This is a genomic window from Chelativorans composti, assembly GCF_039541695.1.
In the GTDB taxonomy this organism is placed as follows: Bacteria; Pseudomonadota; Alphaproteobacteria; order Rhizobiales; family Rhizobiaceae; genus Chelativorans; species Chelativorans composti.
Genome location: NZ_BAABGS010000016.1, coordinates 15,935 through 32,844 on the forward strand (window position 1 = coordinate 15,935; position 16,910 = coordinate 32,844).

Below are 16,910 nucleotides of genomic sequence, written 5' to 3' on the forward strand. Positions count from 1 at the left end.
AGGTCGCTATCGGCCACACATGTCCGCTACCGGTTCAAGAGGGGAGAAAACGGCGCGGCAAGTTTGCCGCGCCGTTTCATTTTGGCTGGCCGGAGGTTGTTTCGTGTCCAAATTTGGACTATGTTTGCTTTTGGATAATGTGAGGTGATGATGGCCAAGGCGAGTCAGGCAGGAAAGATCGTCGAGGCGGGACAGCAGATGCTCATGGCGGACCGGTTCGCGCCCGCCAACCGACGGCGGCTGAGTGCCCCCGGCTTCCGGACGTTCCTCGCCATCGCCGATCTCTGGGGGCTCACGGAGGAACAGCGCCGGCTGGTGCTGGGCTATCCGTCGCGCTCCACCTATCACGCATGGGCGAAGAAGGCGCGCGAGCACGAGGACTTCACGCTGGACGTGGACACGCTCACGCGCATTTCCACCGTGCTTGGCATTCACAAGGCCCTGGGGCTGCTCTACGGTGCGCCGAGGGAGATGGTGGCGTGGCTCAGGGGGCCGAACACCGCGCTGGTATTCGGCGGGAGGGCGCCGATCGATGTCATCACCAGCGGCACGCTCGATGCGCTGCTCACCGTCCGGCGGTTCCTGGATGCGGCGCGGGGCGGCATCTACATGCAGCCGAACGAGGTGGACGAGGCGTTCACGCCCTACAGCGATTCCGACATCGTGTTCCGATGAACAGACTGGAGCCCGCGCCGCAACCCACATACCGCCTGATCCCGTCGCGGTTTCCGCCGGTCGGGCTGTTCGACACGGTGTCGACCGCGGCGGATCTGGAAGCCGTCATGGAACTGGAAGGCTGGACCAACGACCGGCTGGTCGTGGAGCGGATCGCCCGGCTTCCGAAGGAGGAATGGGTCTTCGGCAGGCCCAATTCCAGCATCGTGATGGCGGCGTTCCTGCATGCTCCGCCGGGCGGCGCGCGGTTCAACTCAGGAGAGCTGGGGGCCTGGTATGCGGCCGCCTCGCTCATCACCGCGGCGGCCGAGGTGGCCCATCACCTGCGCCGGGAAGCGGCATCGCGGGGGATCGAACAACCGATCAGCCGGGTTTATCGGGCCTATTCCGCCCGGCTCGAGGGGGAGTTCGTGCAGATCTGCGGCAGGCAGGCAGAGATGCCCGAAATCTATGCGCCGGACGACTACAGCGCCTCACAGGCGTTCGGCGAGAAGATCCGCGGGGAGGGCGGCGACGGCATTCTCTATGACAGCGTTCGCCACGCGGGCGGAATCAATGTCGTGGCGTTCAGGCCGAGCAAGGTGCTGGACGTTGTACAGACGGATCACTTCGAGATCACCGTGTGGGCCCACCGCCGCGCGATCGACGTCAGGCGGATTGCATCGGGCTAGCGCAGAGGGGCCCGGCTGATGTTCGAGGCCCCCTCTCGGCAAGCCCGCCCCTCGGCAAGCTCCGGATGAGCGCGAGGCAGCCGAGCAGGCTACCAAGCGCGGCCGGGCGGAAGCTGGCGCACAAAGGTTTCCACGGCATAGATCCGGCCGTTGGCCATCGCCATACCGAAGCCGAATTCCTCGAAATCCGGGCGAAGGATGTTGCGGCGATGTCCGGGACTCTGCATCCAGCGGGCGTGGAATGTCTGCGCCTGCGCGGAGGGCGGGACGCACCGCTCGCAGAAGAGAATGTTTTCCCCCACCGCCTGCCAGGCGCCGCCACCATGGGCGCGCCAGCGGTTGGCCACATCGCGGCCCTCCGGTGAACGATGGCTGTAATAGCCGCGGCGTGCCATGTCTTCTGCGTGCGCCTGAGCGGCCGCGTTCATGACCGCATTGAACCGCAGGGGCGGAGCGCCCACTTCCCGGCGTGCGGCGTTGACCTGCCGGAGCATGTCGGCGCGGATGGAGGCGAGATTGCTGACCTGCTGCACCGGATTGTTGGAAAGCTGGGTCGCGCAGCTGGCCAGAAAAAGCAAGGAAAGGAGCGTCGCGACGAGAAAAAGCGGTCGTCTGTTCATCGTTGATCCTTCTTGTGGCCTTAGAGAGCCGGTTTGCGAAGGAACGGGGCTGTTAATCCGAATTCCGCGATTCAGACAAGCGGCCCCCGTCCCGGATTGACGCCCGGGCGAAAGGGTCGGGCGCGACCCGTTCCATCCAGGCAAGAGGCGGGTACGCCGCAAACGCCGCTGGCGGGCACCAGGTTCCGGACAGGCCGGTAAAACCCTGCAGTTGTGAACGGCGGCAGGGACGCGCGAACGCATTCAGGCATGCGGCAGGCGATTTCGGACGAGGCCCGCGCGCGGCAGCCAGGCTCAGGCCCGCAGCTAGGCCGTCCAACCTCCGTCGATCATGAAGGTCTGGCCCGTGAGATAGGGGGCGCCCGCGACGAAGACGACCAGGGAGGCCACTTCTTCAGGGGTGCCGAAGCGTCCCATGGGCAGGCGCGACAGCAGCGTCGTCCGCGTGCCCTCGTAGTCTCCGGTCGCCTTCAGGCGGTCGTTCATGGAAGGCGTGTCGATCACGCCGGGGCAGATGGCGTTGCAGCGGATCCCGTGGGAGACACATTCCGCCGCTACGGATTTCGTGAGCCCGATGACCGCCGCCTTGGTGGTGCTGAACGTGAACTGGCCAGGAAGTCCCTTCACGTAGCCCGCCGCCGACGCCATGTTGATGATCGAGCCGCTCTTGCGCGCGATCATTCCGGGGAGCACCGCACGGATCATGCGGATCATCGATTTCACGTTCAGGTCAAACGCGAAGTCGAGGTGGTCCATGTCGAAGTCGAGGATCATGTCGTGGTACATGATCCCGGCGCAGTTGAAGAGAACGTCCACCGATCCGATTTGGCTGACCAGTGCGGCGACGGCTCTGTCGTCCAAGACGTCCAGCTTGTGGGTCGTGATGGACGGGTGGTCCGCCTCAAGTACCTTCACGCGCACGCCATTTATGTCAACCGCATGAACACGGGCGCCAGCCCTTGCAAAGGCGAGGGCACTTGCACGTCCAATGCCCTGGGCGGCGGCGGTGACGAGAACGGTCTTGTCCGAAAGTGCGGATGTCATTTCTGAAAAGAAGTCCTTTCCATGAACAAATGAAGGTCGCGCGCGGGAGCAATCACGACCGCCGTATAATGATGTTGCGGAAAAATATCATGTGGGATGCTCACGGTGCGCTCTCAAGGCGCTGGCGGCCCCGGAAAAGAAATTTTTCGTGAGGGGAACAAATCGGTTGAAGGAGTGCTTATGTTATCGGCGGCGGCCCGGCGAGCCGGCTGGGCTGCCGCCAATCTTTTTGCATTATCCGTTTTGATGGGGATAGCCATGAAGATTGCGCAGATTGCACCCTTGGCGGAAAGCGTGCCGCCGAGGCTCTATGGCGGAACCGAACGTGTCGTTTCCTTCCTTACTGAAGAACTGGTCCGCCTCGGACATGAAGTGACCCTTTTCGCTGCAGGCGACTCGCTGACGTCGGCCGAGCTTGTGCCTGCCGCGCCGCGATCGCTGCGCCTGAACCCGGACGTCCGGGATCCGATCCCGTATCACCTCATTCTCCTCGAGCACGTCCGGAAGCGGGCGCACGAGTTCGATATCCTGCACTTCCACATAGACCTCCTCCACTTCCCGCTGCTGCGGCAGCTCGGCGCCAGGACGGTCACGACCCTGCACGGACGGCTGGACCTGCCCGACCTGAAGCCGTTCTATTCCATGTTCTCGGACGTCCCGCTCGTATCGATCTCGAACGACCAGAGGCGTCCGCTCCCGATGGCGAATTTCGTCGCCACGGTTCACCACGGGCTGCCCAGGGATCTGCTGCCGTTCTCGCCGAAACCGGAGGGGTATCTCGCCTTCCTCGGCCGGATCTCGCCCGAGAAACGTCCGGACCGGGCGATCGAGATCGCGGTCAGGGCCGGCATGCCGCTCAAGATTGCGGCAAAGATCGACAAGGTCGATGAGGCCTACTGGTACGAGCACATCAAGCCGCTGGTCGACCGTCATGACAATGTCGAGTACATCGGCGAGGTCAACGAGAAGGCCAAGGCCAGCTTCCTGGGCAACGCGGCGGCGCTGCTGTTCCCGATTGACTGGCCGGAGCCCTTCGGTCTCGTGATGATCGAATCCATGGCTTGCGGGACCCCGGTCATAGCCTTCCGCAACGGCTCGGTGCCCGAGGTCATCGACCATGGTGTCAGCGGCTTCATCGTCGACAGCGTCGACGAGGCGGTGGAGATGGTCGCCCGCCTGCCGCAGGTTGACCGGGCGCGCGTGCGTTCTACCTTTGAAACCCGGTTCACCTCGGAACGCATGGCATCCGACTACCTGGCGCTCTACCGGCGCCTCATCAACGAGCGGAAGCCCAGCATTCCGGTGGAGACGGAAGTGCTCGCGGGGGTGACCCAGATAGGCTCTTCCTCGTCATAAACAGCCGGAGGAGAAGGCGTTATGGGTTTTGAAGATCCCTTAACACCGAAACCGGACGAAATCGCCACCACGAGGACGCCGCAGTTCTTCATTGCGGGAAACGCTCCCTTGCAGGAGCGTCGTCCTCGGACGCTCAAGCACGGCGACACGTTCGCCATATTCGACCACAATGGCGACGTTCTTTCTGGTCCGGGCAGTCTCGATGGGATGTTCCATCGGGACACCCGGTATCTGTCCCATTTCATGCTGACCGTTCGGGGGGAGCGACCGCTCCTCCTGAGTTCGGCCCTCAGGGACGACAACGCACTGCTCATCTTCGACCTCGCAAATCCGGACCTGGAAGACAGCGAGGGCAACATCTTCCTGCAACACGACCGCATCCACATACGGCGCACGCGGTTCATATGGCGGGATACGTGTTTCGAGCGCCTGAGCCTGCACAATTTCGACGAACATACCCATCAGGTGCCCGTCGAGATGACGTTCGCGGCGGATTTCGCGGACCTGTTCGAGGTGCGCGGTACCGACCGGAAGCGGCGGGGCACATACAATCCTCCCGTCGTTGAGGACAGGAAGGTTGTGCTTTCCTACACGGGGCTCGATGGCGTGCGGCGGCAAACGATCCTGCGCTTCGACGAACAGCCGGACGAGCTGACGGAGGACAGGGCAGTCTACAACGTCGAACTCGAGCCGGGACAGACGAAGCAGTATTTCATCGAGATTGCCTGCCAGAGGGCCCCCGCGGAAATGTCTCCCCGCCGGCAGTATTTCTCCGGCCTGCGGGAGGCCCGGCGGGAGGCACAATCCTCTCTGCGGAGGGCAGCCGCGGTCATTTCCAGCAACGACATCTTCAACGAGGCCATACGCCGGTCGATGGCAGACCTCTACATGCTGGTCACCAGGACCGAGCACGGGCCCTATCCCTATGCCGGCATTCCGTGGTTCAGCACCGTGTTCGGCCGCGATGCCCTGATCACCGCGGCTGAAGTGCTTTGGATGGATCCGTCAATTGCCAAAGGCGTGCTCAGGCACCTGGCGGCCAACCAGGCCACCGAGGAGGATCCGGAAGCCGATGCGGAACCCGGCAAGATCCTGCACGAGGTGCGCTACGGCGAAATGGCCGAACTCAAGGAAGTTCCGTTCCGGCGCTATTACGGCAGCGTCGATTCCACGCCGCTGTTCATCATGCTCGCCGGCGCCTATTTCGAGCGGACGAACGATATCGAGACGGTCCGCGAGCTGTGGCCGAACATCAAGGCGGCGCTGGAATGGGTGCAGAAATACGGCGACCGGGACGGCGACGGCTTCGTGGAATACGGTCGGCGGACAACGGCGGGCCTGGCCAACCAGGGCTGGAAGGACAGCTGGGATGCCGTGTTCCACGCAAACGGCGAGCTCGCCAGGGGGCCGATCGCCCTGTGCGAGCTGCAGGCCTATGTCTATGCCGCCTGGAAGGCGGCGGCGTTGATCGCCGAACATCTGGGCTTCCAGGACGAGGCACCCGTCTACCAGGCCCGCGCGGAAGACCTTCGAGCCAGGTTCGACGAGGTTTTTTTCGATCAGGAACTCAGGACCTATGTGCTGGCGCTGGACGGGGACAAGCGCCCCTGCCGTGTGCGGACGTCCAACGCGGGGCATGCGCTGCTGACGGGTATCGCCTATCCGGAGCGCGCCCATGACGTGGTGCGGACGCTCATGGATCCCACCTTCTTTTCCGGCTGGGGCATCCGGACGGTGGCGACAACCGAGGCGCGCTACAATCCCATGAGCTACCATAACGGCTCGATCTGGCCGCACGACAACGCGCTGATCGCCGCCGGCTTCGCCCGCTACGGCTACAGGGTCGAGGCCGCGAAGATCTTCGACGGTCTGTTCGACGCCGCGACCTATATCGAGCTCAGACGGCTCCCGGAACTGTTTTGCGGTTTTCCGCGTCAACGCCACCGGGGACCCACGTTCTATCCGGTCGCCTGCTCGCCCCAGGCGTGGGCGGCGGGTGCGCCGCTGTTCCTGATGAAGTCGTGTCTGGGCATGAGTTTCGACCCGGTGGGCAATTCGGTCTCGTTCCACCAACCTTGCCTGCCGGAGTTCCTGGACATGCTGATCCTGCGGCGGATACGCCTGCCGGGAGGCAGGGTAGACGTGATGCTGCGAAAGGTGGGCGAGGAGGTGGTCGTGCAGGTGCTTGACCGCGAGGGCGACGTGCGCGTGTTGACGGCGTACTAGTCACCACCCGGTCAGGTTTCGCAATGCCGGGATGACTCGCCCGGCATTGGGCGACGAATGGTCCGTCATTCCTCATCCGGCCGTTTCGGCGGTTCCTTCGGTATGATGCTGATTGCCCCACCGATTTCCAGAACCGCGAACTTGATCTGGTCCAGCCTTTCGACTTCGTGCTCGGCACGCGCAGCTTCGAGAATGTCGTCCAGTCCGACGCGCGAGCGGCGGATGGCTTCCTCATCCAGTTTTCCGAGACTGATCAGGACAGTGGGCGCGCCATCCAGCAGCCGGTTCACCCGGGGAGACCACAGCTTGACGTGGGAGAGCGCGATGTCGAGGCCGAAGAGGGTCACCATCAGCACGACAGCATTGGTGATCGAGAAATCGTCTCCGAGCAGCGCCTGTTGCGTCGTCTCGGCGATGATGAGAAGCAGGACGAAGTCGAAACTCGTGATCTGGGCGAGGGTGCGACGTCCCGAAAGGCGCATGGCGGCCAGGAGAATGACGTAGACCGCGATACCGCGGATGACGGTTTCCATTGTGGCGTCTCCTGTTCAGGGAAGGATCGCGGCGGCAAGCCCGATCCGCTCACCGTTCAACTCGACCGCGAAGGTGGGAAAGCCCGGCGCCCGGGGCCGAATCCCGAGGATGATCGGCGTCCGCGCACCGGTCTCTGCAGGGAATTCCATCGCAACGCCGCCAGGCTGCAGCCATTGCCGTGCCGGCCCGGGAACGGCGCTCTGCAGTTCGTAGGATTCGACAAAGTCCGAATCGAGCACGACCAGGATCGGTTCGCCGGAAGCATCCGGGTGGATGCGCAGTTCATCGGGCGTCAGCCAGCGGCCGATGCGCGGATATTCGAGCGATCCGGCGGAGAACCGCGCCGTGGCGCGCGAGAAGGGGCCGCCAGCCCCCGTAAGGCCGAGCAGGGCGAGAAGGACGATGAAGGCGAAGACACACCACGCGATCCGTTCCAGGCGCCAGAAAAATCTCTGAAACGTGCGCGGTTCTTCAAGCTGCAAGCCATCGCTGCGGATGGGAGGATGTTTCACGGCATGTCCCCGTGTTCCGAATTGGCTGTAAACCGGTTCGGAGGGCGGAGGTTCCCCGCGCGGGAAGAGAAGCGGTCGGCGGAGCGGGCGATTTGCCGGACGGAATGGAAAAGGTTAGCGTTTCGCCTGTTCATTTGCGGATCACCGCAGACAGATCCCATTGTCGCGGTTACAGCGGGGCAACAAGTCTCCACTTTTGCCGGAATGGCACTATGTGAGAGGCACAGAACCAGTGACCGCTACGGTTTCAGAAGGAGTCGCGACATGCAGGAAGACCGTATCCAGAAACTCGAGATCCTTGTGACCGAGCACGAGCGGACGATCGAAGAGCTTTCAAATCAGCTTACCGAGCATTGGGCGACAATCGACCGGCTGGAAAAGATGCTGCATTCGCTGGCCGAGAGGTTTCTGACTCTGGAAGAGGCCGTGGCACCGGAGGTTCCGGGGACCAAACCGCCGCATTATTGAGCTGTCACCGTCACAAATCAGCCGTCAGCGGTCCCGGAGCGAGCTGAGCGTATGCAGTCCGGGGTCGCGTCACGTCAACTGCCAGGCGATCCAGAGCATCGACAGGGCGATGATCCAGAGCGCCACGCGGCCGGAGCGGGAGTGGCGCGCTTCAGCTCTGCCGATGGCCTCCGCCGTTTCCCGGTCGAAGCGCAGGCCGTTCTCGGCCATGCTGTCCATCTCGCGCGAGACGCGCTCGAAGCGGCTCACCAGTTCCGGGGTCTCGCGGGCAAGTGTCACCAGCGCCTTCACGCTGTCGCGCGCGTCGGCCACGAAACTTGCCGGGCCGAGGTTGGTGCGGATCCAGTCGGAGACGACCGGCTCGGCCGCGCGCCACATGTTGAAATGCGGGTCGAGCTGGCGGGCGACACCTTCCACAACCACCATGGTTTTCTGCAGCATCAGGAGCTCGGTGCGGGTCTGCATGTCGAAGAGTTCGGTCACCTCGAACAGCAGGGTGAGCAGGCGGCCCATGGAGATGGTTTCGGCCGGCTGGCCGTGAATCGGCTCGCCGATGGCACGGATGGCCTGGGCGAATGCCGCCGGGTCGTGGTAGGCGGGCACGTAGCCCGCCTCGAAGTGAACGTCGGCCACGCGGCGGAAGTCGCGCGTGATGAATCCGTAGAGGATTTCAGCGAGGAAGCGTCGCTCCTTCTTGCCCAGACGGCCGACGATACCGAAGTCCACCGCCACGATGGTGCCGTCAGGTTCCACGAACAGGTTGCCCGGGTGCATGTCGGCGTGGAAGAAGCCGTCGCGCAACGTATGCCGCAGGAAGGACTGGATCAGGTTGACGGCGAGCTGCTCCAGATTGTGGCCGGCGGCGCGCAGCGCCTCGATATCCGACATCTTGATGCCGTCGATCCACTCGATGGTGAGCACGTCGCGGCCGGTGCGGGACCAGTCCACCCAGGGCACGCGGAAGCCGGGATCGTTCTTCGTGTTTTCGTGGATCTCGCTGATGGCCGCGGCCTCGAGGCGCAGGTCCATCTCGATGCGGGTGGTCTGGGCCAGCGTCTGGGCGACTTCGACCGGCCGAAGGCGGCGGGTCGAGGGCACGAAGCGCTCCTGCAGGCGGGCTGCGAGATAGAAGCTCTCCAGGTCGTTGTTGAAGCGGCGGCGCACGCCGGGGCGAATGACCTTGACGGCGACCTTCACTTCCTCGCCATCGCGCAGGATCTTTGCCGGATGAACCTGGGCGATGGAGGCGGCGCCAATCGGCTCGCCGAATTCCGTGTAGAGGGCGTCCAGCGGCTGGCCGAGCGAGCCCTCGATGAGGGCGCGCGACTGCCCGGTGGGGAAGGTCTGCATGCGGTCCTGCAAGTGGGACAGGTCGCGGGCAAGGGCTGCGCCCACCACGTCCGGACGGGTGGCGAGAAACTGGCCCAGCTTCACGTAAGAGGGGCCCAGCCGGTCGATCGCGCGGGAAAGGCGTTCGGAACGCGGAACGTCACCGGAGTGGCGACGCGACAGGAGGCGGGCCAGGCGCCAGCCAAAGCGAGGGGCTCCCTCGAGCTGGTCGCCGGGCGCGGCGGCAATGACGCCTTCGCGCAGCATGATCCAGCCAGCCCGGACGAGACGGAGATATGCGCCGAGGGTGCTCATGCGGATGTTCAGATCTTCCAGCCGGAATGCGCGGCAGCGATGCCGCCGGTGTAGTCGCGCCAGGTGACGCGCGAGAAGCCGGCCTTGCGGATCATCTCGGCGAAGTTCTCCTGGTTCGGGAACTTGCGGATGGATTCCACGAGATACTGGTAAGACTCGGCGTCGCCGGCCACCATCTTGCCGATGCGCGGGATCGCATGGAACGACCAGGCGTCATAGAACCTGTCCAGCATCGGCACGGTCACCTCGGAGAACTCCAGGCAGAGGAAGCGGCCGCCTGGCTTCAGCACGCGGAAGGCCTCGTTGAGCGCCACCTGGATGCGGGGCACGTTGCGGATGCCGAAGGCGATCGTGTAGGCGTCGAAAGTATTGTCGGGAAAGGGCAGTTCCTCGGCATTGGCCTCGACAAAGGTCAGGTGCTGGTCGATGCCGCGCTTGACGGCGCGGTCGCGGCCCACGCTCAGCATGGAGCCGTTGATGTCCAAAACAGTGACATGGGCGTTGCGGTTCGAGGCTTCGACGATGCGGAAGGCGATGTCGCCGGTGCCGCCGGCCACGTCGAGCGCCTTGTAGCCGGGGCGCTTCGGCGGAGAGAGCCAGTCCACCATGGCCGACTTCCAGGCCCGGTGAAGCCCGGCGGACATCAGGTCGTTCATCAGGTCGTAGCGGTCCGCTACGCGGTGGAAGACGTCATTGACAAGGTGCTGCTTCTCGCCTTCGCGAACCTGGCGAAAGCCGAACGCAGTCTCCATGCCTCCGGCGGCAGTAGTACGCTGTTCCGACATTGCACTCTCTCAGAAATCGGCGGGACCATAGCCGATCCGATCGCCGCGCGCCATTGCCAATACGTCCGCGGAGCCTTTTTGCGGGCATGGAATTTCGCCGCATTGACCGACCGCAACGGAAAAAGGGCCCGCGTGGGGCCCTTTGAAACTCCGGTTTGCGGCGTTTTCCGGACGGGACGTCCAGGCCGATCCGGAATGACGTCAGCGCCTTTTGATCAGTCGACGGGCTGCTTGGTCTTGCGCAGGTAGGGCAGGATCGTCTCGAAGCTGCCGAAGCGCTTGACGGCCTCCTCGTTGGAGACGGCGGCGGTGATGATGACGTCCTCGCCGGGCTGCCAGTTCGCCGGGGTGGCGACCTGGTGCTTTGCCGTCAGCTGCAGCGAATCGATCGCGCGCAGGATCTCGGCGAAGTTGCGGCCGGTGGTCATCGGGTAGGTCAGGATCAGCTTGATCTTCTTGTCCGGACCGATGACGTAGACCGAGCGGACGGTCGCGTTGTCCGCTGGCGTGCGGCCGGCGGCGCTGTCGCCAGCATCGGCAGGCAGCATGTCGTAGAGTTTGGCAACGGTCAGATCGCGGTCACCGATGAGCGGATACTCGACGCGATGGCCGGTGGCCTTCTGGATGTCGTCCTTCCAGCGCTCGTGATCCTCCACCGGATCGACGGAGATGCCGATGATCTTCACGTTGCGCTTCTCAAACTCGTGCTGAATGCCGGCCATGGCGCCCAGCTCGGTGGTGCAGACAGGCGTGAAGTTCTTGGGATGGCTGAAGATCACACCCCAGCTGTCTCCAAGCCATTCGTGGAACCGGATGGTGCCGTGGGTGGTCTCGGCGGTGAAGTCCGGCGCGGTGTCGTTGATGCGAAGGCCCATGAGAGTCTCCCTGTCCAGAGTGCGTTTTTTCTAAAAATACGGCGAACGGGAGAAAAAAGTGAGCACTGGAAAAACTTCCAGTGCTTCACGATTAGAAAAATATCCCAACCATTGCGGATAAGACGAAAAACGAGTCCTATCCGCGGGCTGACACGCTTTGCGTCAGGCTTTCTGCCTCACCTGGTAGTCCTTCACCGCCGAGAAACGGACGGCTTTCCAGCGTTCGGCCTCGTAGTTCAGGCCGAACTCGTGCGGGGCGAGGAATACCGGGTCGCCGTCCAGGTCGCGGGCAATATCGCCGCGGTGGGCAGTGATGAAACGCTCGAGCTCCGCCTTCTCGTCAGCGTCGATCCAGCGGCAGATGGAGAAGCGCGAAACCTCGAAATCGACGGGCAGCGAGTATTCGAGCTTCAGCCGCTCCTTCAGCACGTCGAGCTGGAGGGCGCCGACCACGCCGACGATGGCGGGAGAACCGTCCTCCGGATTGAAGAGCTGGACGACGCCTTCCTCGGCCATCTGCTGCAGGGCTTCCTTCAGCTTCTTGGCCTTCATGGCGTCGGAAAGCCGGACGCGGCGGAGAATTTCAGGCGCGAAGTTCGGCACGCCGCGGAAGAGAATGTCTTCGCCCTCGGTGAGGGTGTCGCCGATGCGCAGCGTGCCATGGTTGGGGATCCCCACCACGTCGCCCGCCACGGCCTCGTCGGCGGTGATGCGGTTGCGGGCGAAGAAGAACTGCGGGGCCGTGAGGCTGATTTGCTTTCCGGTGCGGACGAGCTTGGCCTTCATGCCGCGCTGCAGGCGGCCCGAACAGACGCGAACGAAGGCGATGCGGTCGCGGTGGTTCGGGTCCATGTTGGCCTGGATCTTGAAGACGAAGGAGGTCAGCTTTTCCTCGGTCGCCTCGACGCGGCGGGTGTCGCCCTCCTGGGCGCGCGGGCCGGGGGCCCAGGCGCCGATCGCCTCAATCAGGTCGCGCACGCCGAAGTTGCGAAGCGCCGAACCGAAGAAGACGGGCGTCAGGTGGCCTTCCAGGAAGGACTGAAGGTCGAAGGGCCGGCAGGCTTCACGCGCCAGGTTCAGTTCCTCGATGAAGCTCTCGCGCTGGTATTCGGGCAGCAGGCCGGCAACATCGTCGGATTCCGGGCCGTTGACGGGGATGGGTGTTTCGTCGGCGTCAGAACGGCGGATGGTGTTGTTCTTCAGGTGATAGGTACCGGCGAAGTCCTTGCCGAGGCCGATCGGCCAGGTGATGGGCGCGGTGTCGAGCGCCAGCTTCTGCTCGATCTCGTCCAGGATCTCGAACGGATTGCGGCTCTCGCGGTCCAGCTTGTTGACGAAGGTGATGATCGGAATGTCGCGCAGGCGGCAGACCTCGAAGAGCTTCAGGGTTCGCGGCTCGATACCGCGCGCAGCGTCGAGCACCATCACCGCCGAGTCGACGGCCGTCAGCGTGCGGTAGGTGTCGTCGGCAAAGTCTTCGTGGCCCGGGGTGTCGAGCAGGTTGAAGACGTGATCGCCGTACTCGAAGGTCATCACCGAGGTCACGACCGAAATACCGCGCTCGCGCTCGATCTTCATCCAGTCGGAGCGCGTCTGGATGCGGTCTTTCTTCGCCTTCACCTCGCCGGCGAGCTGGATGGCGCCGCCGAACAGCAGCAGCTTCTCGGTCAGCGTGGTCTTACCGGCGTCCGGGTGCGCAATAATCGCAAAGGTGCGGCGGCGCGCCACCGCATCGGATAAAGTCTCAGCCATGGATGGATCCTTTTGTCGGGGCGCTCCATACCAGCCAAGGCGTCGCGTGTCGATTGAAAATGGGATCGGAGCCCGCACGAGACGCGGGTTCTGCGCCGGGCGGGTAGTGAAGGCTTCTTCTTGTGGAGGCAGGAGAGGAGGTCTTTCTCTCCCGGAAAAATTCCTTGGAATGATGGCTCGCAGAATTGACCCCCCGGTCCGCGCGGGCCAGAAAGGGGCCATGTCTAGCATATCAAGCACATCGAACGCCGCTCCAAGGATTGGGCTCGTCCGGCTCCCGCACGGCGAGGGACTGCCGCTGCCGTCCTATGAAACGGAAGGGGCTGCGGGCTTTGACCTGCGCGCCGCACTGCCGGAGGACCGGCAGATCATCCTGCTGCCCGGAAAGCGCGTGCTGGTGCCGACCGGCTTCATCTTCGAGATTCCGCATGGGTACGAGGGGCAGGTGCGTCCCCGCTCGGGCCTGGCGCTAAAGCATGGCATCACGTGCCTCAACACACCGGGGACGATCGATAGCGACTATCGCGGCGAGGTGCAGGTGCTGCTCATCAATCTGGGCGAGGAAGACTTCCCAATCACGCGCGGTATGCGCATCGCGCAGATGGTCATAGCTCCTGCCATCCAGGCCGTGATCGAGGAGCGCGCGTCCGCCAGCGAGACCGGCAGGGGCGCCGGCGGCTTCGGCTCGACGGGCACGCGCTAGATACCGGTCGCTGTCCCGGCACCGAGACGGCCACGATCTGAACGGAACCACGATCTCACAGGAAAATGGCGGCGCGGAAAGACCCGTGCCGCCTGAGTCTGCCTGCCAAGATTTCCAGAAGAAGCCGAGGCGCAACCTGGCGTGCGTCAAACCGCGACCAGAACGCAGTCCGTCCCGAACTAGGTCTGTGGAGCGGTTCGCGCCGTGTTTGCCGAGACTTGACCGTGACGGCGGGCGTTATCCCTGGCACGCGCCTGTTCCTCGAGCCGCTGCTTGCGCGCGCAGGCCGGTCCCGGACCGCGCATGTAGTGGCGCTCGGGATGGTACCCCAGGTTCAGCATATCACGGGCGGCTGCGATGCTCCTACGCAGTACTTGAACCAGAGACATGGCACTCTCACACACCAGACTTCAGAATTTCGCTTCGTGACCGCACATTAACCGGCAAGGAATGAATGTACGATGAATGTGCTGTTAACTGTTTGAAGAAAGGCGAAAAATCTTGGCTGAAAGAGGTCAGGATGCGGGCAGATTCCGGGCAAGCGCCAAGCGCCTGCGGTGTGTGACCGAAAGGCTACAGAAATGGCCGTCACGAATATCGTCGGACCTGGAACAGGACCCATTTCTGGCGGTTAGGTCCGCGGGAAATCCCCGGAACCGAACTGAAAGGAAAACAACCATGGGTCTCTTTACCAGCGACATAAAGACAATGGAGGACCTGTTCGTCCACACGCTCGAGGACATCTATTACGCGGAGAACCAGATCACCAAGGCACTGCCCAAGATGGCGAGCCAGGCCACCAATCCGGTGTTGAGGCAGGGGTTTGAAGCGCATCTGCAGGAAACCGAGAACCATATCCGCAACCTGGAGGAGGTGTTCCATCTCCTCGGTCTGGAGCCGCGTGGGGCCAACTGTCCCGCTATCGACGGGATCATCGAGGAAAGCGACGAAATCACCGGCGAAGTCGGCGACGCCAACGTGCTGGACGCCGCTCTCATTGCTGCGGCTCAGGCGGTGGAGCATTACGAGATCACCCGCTACGGCACGCTGATCACCTGGGCGCAGGAGCTCGGCTACAACGATTGCGTTGCGGCTCTGGAACGCAACCTGGCCGACGAGAAGGCCACGGACCGGAAGCTCACAGAGCTGGCCGAAAGCCGCGTCAACAGCGACGCCGTTCATTAAGCTGCGGCGGTAGATTTGAGCCCGCCTCTGATCCCGGAAGGGGCATCCGCGATGACAGACTGTTGAATCTGTTGAATCGAGGCTGATGGGAACCTGATGCGGGCCTGACACGTTGCTTCACTGTTCATTACTTTCGATCTCCGGTCTGCCGCCCCGCTGCTTCCCTGCCGCGGGGCGGTTCTTTTTCCGGTGGCTCGATTGATGTAGAGTGCTGCCTGCGGCGGGTAATGAGGAGGCTCGCATGCGCTGGCAGTGGTCGGAAAAGAGCGTCGTTGCAGCGGCGATCGCTGCCGTTGCCGTGTTGTTCGCCATCGGCTGGGCGACCCGCGAGGACAGGAGCGACAGCCCGTACCTGCACATTTCCGGCGGCGGGTTCATCTTCAACTATCGCAACGCCGAGGCCTATTACGGGTTTACCGCGGAGGTGGCCCGGCCGGTGGAGAACGGGGCCATCCTGGAAGCGTCGTTCGATGATCCGGCTGGCGGGCCGCCGATCGTGGTCAGGGAACGGTTGACCACGATGACGAGACGCTATGCGGTCCGCACGCCGCCGCTTCGTGGGATCGAAGCAGGCAAGCCGTACAAGGTCTCCATCAAGGTCTACGACCGGCAGGGCCAATCACTGATATGGCAGACCGAACGCAGCTACGTGAGCCAGGTCGGTGACGAGGTGCTGCCGGAGGCTCCGCTGACGGTCGGACCGGGCTACCACCAGCCCGAGGGGCTGTCTGGCGAGAAGAAGAGTCCCGCGCACTGAGAAGGCCGCGCGGCGCGTTTTCAATATCTGTCGAGACGGTGGTATGGACGGGCGCCATTCGCCAGCATGGGCGATTGGCGCGCGCTGTCTGCGAACGGCGACACCCTTCCCGAGCCGTGAGCTCAGGACGTGGATGTGGTGTGGTTCGACGTGTGGAGCTGGCTGCGCTCGAAGAAGAGCACGACAAAGATCGCAAAGATCAGCGGGATGATCAGATAAAACAGGCGGAAAACCAGCAGCGCGGCGAGCACATCCGCCTGGGGCATCTCGTCGAGGCCGGAGATGAAGGCCAGCTCCAGCACGCCGAGGCCTCCCGGCGCGTGGGACAAGAGCGCCAGCGAGAAGGAGATGACGAAAATGCCCAGCACCGACAGAAATCCCGGATTTCCGGCTTCCGGCAGCGCAAAGTAGATGATGGCTGCCGCGCCAACGATTTCCATCGGGCCGATGATCATCTGTTGAAGGGCAATGGACGGGCGAGGATAGGCGATGACAACCTTGCCGATCTTCAGCGGCTTCAGGCGCAGCAGGCTGCCGCCGAGATAGAGCGCCACGACCAGCAGCAGCAGGATGCCGCTCACCGCCGAGGTTCCCACCGGCAGCATGTCCACGAAACGCTCCACCACGTCCGGATCGAAGAGGAAGGTGATGCCGCCGAGGATCATGATGCCGAGCGCAAAGGTGAAGGAACAGAACGCAACGAGGATGCCGACCTCGGTGGCGCTCACGCCCTTGGCCGCATAGGCACGGTAGCGGACCACGGAGCCGGAAAAGACCGAGGCACCGATGTTGTGGGACAGGGCATAGGTGGTGAACGAAGTGATCGTCAGGTACAGCCAGCCGATATTGTCCCGGCGCAGGTGCTTCAGAGCCAGCCGGTCGTATCCCGCGAGCGCCGCATAGGCGAACAGGGTGCTCACCACACAGAGAACCCAGTGCAACGGCGGGATGGCCGCCAGGCTGTCCCAGAGCTCGTCAAGCGAAAGTCCGCGCAGTTCGTGGTAGAGGAGCCATGCCGAAAACGCCACGGCAAGCAACCCGACGGTGGGCCATAGGTATTTCTTTACTTGCACGGCATCAACTCCAAGCCGTCTTCCGCATTT

General features: G+C 63.4%; 18 protein-coding genes. 8 read left to right on the forward strand and 10 right to left on the reverse strand.

Annotated elements, in window-relative coordinates; translation table 11 throughout:
* Positions 1–150 precede the first annotated feature (150 nt).
* The gene (locus tag ABD906_RS04520; protein WP_345098428.1) at positions 151–675 is read left to right on the forward strand and encodes an antitoxin Xre/MbcA/ParS toxin-binding domain-containing protein; all 525 of its coding nucleotides are present in this window, start codon (positions 151–153) and stop codon (positions 673–675) included.
* A complete protein-coding gene (locus ABD906_RS04525) occupies positions 672–1,346 on the forward strand; it encodes an RES domain-containing protein (RefSeq protein WP_165277170.1) in 675 nt (224 codons plus the stop codon). The genes ABD906_RS04520 and ABD906_RS04525 overlap by 4 nt, the downstream gene beginning before the upstream one ends.
* An 89-nt stretch (positions 1,347–1,435) precedes the next feature.
* Here the strand turns inward: ABD906_RS04525 and ABD906_RS04530 are convergent, their stop codons facing one another.
* Both ABD906_RS04530 and ABD906_RS04535 read right to left on the reverse strand, forming a co-directional pair.
* A complete protein-coding gene (locus ABD906_RS04530; RefSeq protein ID WP_345098429.1) occupies positions 1,436–1,966 on the reverse strand; it encodes a CAP domain-containing protein in 531 nt (176 codons plus the stop codon).
* A gap of 306 nt (positions 1,967–2,272) precedes the next feature.
* Entirely contained in the window at positions 2,273–3,010 is a 738-nt protein-coding gene (locus tag ABD906_RS04535) for an SDR family oxidoreductase (RefSeq protein WP_345098430.1), read from the reverse strand.
* A gap of 258 nt (positions 3,011–3,268) precedes the next feature.
* Here ABD906_RS04535 and ABD906_RS04540 point away from each other — a divergent pair, with 258 nt between their 5' ends.
* The gene (locus ABD906_RS04540; protein WP_165277167.1) at positions 3,269–4,366 is read left to right on the forward strand and encodes a glycosyltransferase; all 1,098 of its coding nucleotides are present in this window, start codon (positions 3,269–3,271) and stop codon (positions 4,364–4,366) included.
* 21 nt (positions 4,367–4,387) lie between these two features.
* Entirely contained in the window at positions 4,388–6,592 is a 2,205-nt protein-coding gene (locus tag ABD906_RS04545; protein WP_345098431.1) for an amylo-alpha-1,6-glucosidase, read from the forward strand.
* Positions 6,593–6,657: 65 nt separating this feature from the next.
* Here ABD906_RS04545 and ABD906_RS04550 read toward each other — a convergent pair whose 3' ends face one another.
* Positions 6,658–7,125, reverse strand: coding sequence for a YetF domain-containing protein (locus ABD906_RS04550; protein WP_165277165.1), 468 nt, complete (start codon positions 7,123–7,125; stop codon positions 6,658–6,660).
* A gap of 15 nt (positions 7,126–7,140) precedes the next feature.
* On the reverse strand, positions 7,141–7,638 hold the full coding sequence (locus tag ABD906_RS04555) for a hypothetical protein (protein WP_345098432.1): 498 nt from the start codon (positions 7,636–7,638) through the stop codon (positions 7,141–7,143).
* A gap of 264 nt (positions 7,639–7,902) precedes the next feature.
* On the opposite strand from ABD906_RS04555, the gene ABD906_RS04560 reads away from it, so the two are divergent.
* Entirely contained in the window at positions 7,903–8,106 is a 204-nt protein-coding gene (locus tag ABD906_RS04560; RefSeq protein ID WP_345098433.1) for a SlyX family protein, read from the forward strand.
* Positions 8,107–8,175: 69 nt separating this feature from the next.
* On the opposite strand, the gene ubiB is transcribed toward ABD906_RS04560, so the two are convergent.
* The 4 genes from ubiB to ABD906_RS04580 all read right to left on the reverse strand — a co-directional run bounded on the left by ubiB (position 8,176) and on the right by ABD906_RS04580 (position 13,162).
* A complete protein-coding gene (gene ubiB / locus ABD906_RS04565; RefSeq protein WP_345098434.1) occupies positions 8,176–9,750 on the reverse strand; it encodes a 2-polyprenylphenol 6-hydroxylase in 1,575 nt (524 codons plus the stop codon).
* Positions 9,751–9,758: 8 nt separating this feature from the next.
* Positions 9,759–10,535, reverse strand: a complete 777-nt coding sequence (gene ubiE / locus ABD906_RS04570) for a bifunctional demethylmenaquinone methyltransferase/2-methoxy-6-polyprenyl-1,4-benzoquinol methylase UbiE (RefSeq protein WP_345098435.1) — start codon at positions 10,533–10,535, stop codon at positions 9,759–9,761.
* Between the two features lie 215 nt (positions 10,536–10,750).
* The gene (locus ABD906_RS04575; protein ID WP_165277160.1) at positions 10,751–11,410 is read right to left on the reverse strand and encodes a redoxin domain-containing protein; all 660 of its coding nucleotides are present in this window, start codon (positions 11,408–11,410) and stop codon (positions 10,751–10,753) included.
* 162 nt (positions 11,411–11,572) lie between these two features.
* Positions 11,573–13,162: a peptide chain release factor 3 gene (locus ABD906_RS04580; protein ID WP_165277362.1), complete on the reverse strand. Its 1,590-nt coding sequence runs from the start codon at positions 13,160–13,162 to the stop codon at positions 11,573–11,575.
* A gap of 220 nt (positions 13,163–13,382) precedes the next feature.
* On the opposite strand from ABD906_RS04580, the gene dut reads away from it, so the two are divergent.
* Positions 13,383–13,865 carry a dUTP diphosphatase gene (gene dut, locus ABD906_RS04585; RefSeq protein WP_167522924.1) on the forward strand — a complete coding sequence of 161 codons (483 nt, stop codon included), beginning with the start codon at positions 13,383–13,385 and terminating at the stop codon, positions 13,863–13,865.
* Positions 13,866–14,044: 179 nt separating this feature from the next.
* Here dut and ABD906_RS04590 read toward each other — a convergent pair whose 3' ends face one another.
* On the reverse strand, positions 14,045–14,254 hold the full coding sequence (locus ABD906_RS04590; protein ID WP_345098436.1) for a hypothetical protein: 210 nt from the start codon (positions 14,252–14,254) through the stop codon (positions 14,045–14,047).
* Positions 14,255–14,543: 289 nt separating this feature from the next.
* Here ABD906_RS04590 and ABD906_RS04595 point away from each other — a divergent pair, with 289 nt between their 5' ends.
* Together ABD906_RS04595 and ABD906_RS04600 are read left to right on the forward strand one after the other, a co-directional pair.
* Positions 14,544–15,050 carry a DUF892 family protein gene (locus ABD906_RS04595; protein WP_165277159.1) on the forward strand — a complete coding sequence of 169 codons (507 nt, stop codon included), beginning with the start codon at positions 14,544–14,546 and terminating at the stop codon, positions 15,048–15,050.
* Between the two features lie 241 nt (positions 15,051–15,291).
* A complete protein-coding gene (locus ABD906_RS04600; protein ID WP_165277158.1) occupies positions 15,292–15,807 on the forward strand; it encodes a hypothetical protein in 516 nt (171 codons plus the stop codon).
* A 122-nt stretch (positions 15,808–15,929) separates the two neighbouring features.
* Here the strand turns inward: ABD906_RS04600 and ABD906_RS04605 are convergent, their stop codons facing one another.
* Positions 15,930–16,880, reverse strand: coding sequence for a lysylphosphatidylglycerol synthase transmembrane domain-containing protein (locus tag ABD906_RS04605; protein ID WP_345098437.1), 951 nt, complete (start codon positions 16,878–16,880; stop codon positions 15,930–15,932).
* Positions 16,881–16,910 lie beyond the last annotated feature (30 nt).